Origin of the sequence: Caballeronia humi, from assembly GCF_001544475.1 — a bacterium.
Taxonomy (GTDB): Bacteria; Pseudomonadota; Gammaproteobacteria; order Burkholderiales; family Burkholderiaceae; genus Caballeronia; species Caballeronia humi.
The window spans coordinates 1-1,057 of sequence record NZ_FCNW02000199.1 but is presented as its reverse complement, the minus strand read 5'-3'; the positions used below and the strand labels follow the sequence as shown (position 1 = coordinate 1,057).

The window sequence follows — 1,057 nt, the reverse complement described above, 5'->3', positions numbered from 1 at the left end:
GGCTGACGGTCTGACACGCGCATAAGCTTCGCAACTACGCAGCGACCGCCGTTTGACGCGCGCTCGGCAGCATGCGATCGAACTCGCGCTTGACGATACCGTAGCACTCACATGCGCGCGCTTCGAGCCCCGCGCGATCGAGCACCTTGATGCAACCACGGCTGTGATGGATCAAGCCTGCGTCATGCAGCTTGCCGGCCGCTTCGGTCACGCCTTCGCGGCGCACGCCCAGCATGTCCGCGATCATTTGCTGCGTCACGCGCATCTGGTCCGACGACGAGCGGTCCGCCTGGATCAGCAGCCAGCGGCACAACTGCTTGCTCAACGAATGGTGACGATTGCACGCGGCCGTTTGCGCCACTTGCGTGAGCAGAGCCTGCATATACAGCAGCATCAGGCGACGCAGAAAATCCGAGCGACCGAAATGTTCGCGCAGCGCGCTCGCGCTCATCCGATACGCGAAGCCCGCGCCCTGCACCTGCACGCGAGTGGGCATCGTGTCGCCGCCAGTCAGCACCGGCACACCCGTCATCCCTTCACGACCCACCGCCGCCACTTCAACCGAACCGCCGTCTTCCATCGTGTGCAGCAGCGTGATGATGGCGGTCGTCGGGAAATACACGTGATGAATGCGTTGTCCCGAATCGCACAGCAACTGCTCGGTGCGCAACTGAACGAGTTCGAGATGAGGCGCGATGGCTTGCCATTCATGCGCCGGAAGTGCGCCCAACAAATGATTGCCGTGCAGATCGGATTGAAGAGTCAACATGATTTTTATTCGCCTGGTCTGTGCGCTTTGCGCTGTATTTCTCTGGCCTGCATCGGAATTCGTGAGCGCATCTGTGTGGCGTTCATCGAAACTTTTTGCGACCAGCCCCGTAGCACCGTTATTGCCGTCTGTTCGACTACATTGGCGGCTGTCGTTTGTGCTTTGTCATACATTAGCGAGAGTCGTGCCAGCTTCGCAAATGTCTTACCAGTAAAGGGCTTCACCGGCGTGTGACCGATCGTACGGAGAGGCTGCAGTCGAATTTGATTCAGTTTTGAACAGACAAGA

2 protein-coding genes are annotated in these 1,057 nt (G+C 59.0%); both read right to left on the bottom strand.

Annotation, left to right across the window (positions count from 1 at the left end; genetic code table 11):
- Positions 1-34: 34 nt before the first annotated feature.
- The gene (locus tag AWB65_RS35020) at positions 35-769 is read right to left on the bottom strand and encodes a Crp/Fnr family transcriptional regulator (protein WP_087660900.1); all 735 of its coding nucleotides are present in this window, start codon (positions 767-769) and stop codon (positions 35-37) included.
- Between the two features lie 5 nt (positions 770-774).
- Positions 775-1,057, bottom strand: a 283-nt coding sequence (locus AWB65_RS37585; protein WP_235008117.1) for a hypothetical protein, incomplete at its 5' end; no start/stop codon positions are given.

Excerpts from the sequence above, each read along its gene's own strand:
- AWB65_RS35020 (WP_087660900.1), bottom strand. The coding sequence starts at position 769 with ATGTTGACTCTTCAATCCGATCTGCACGGCAATCATTTGTTGGGCGCA.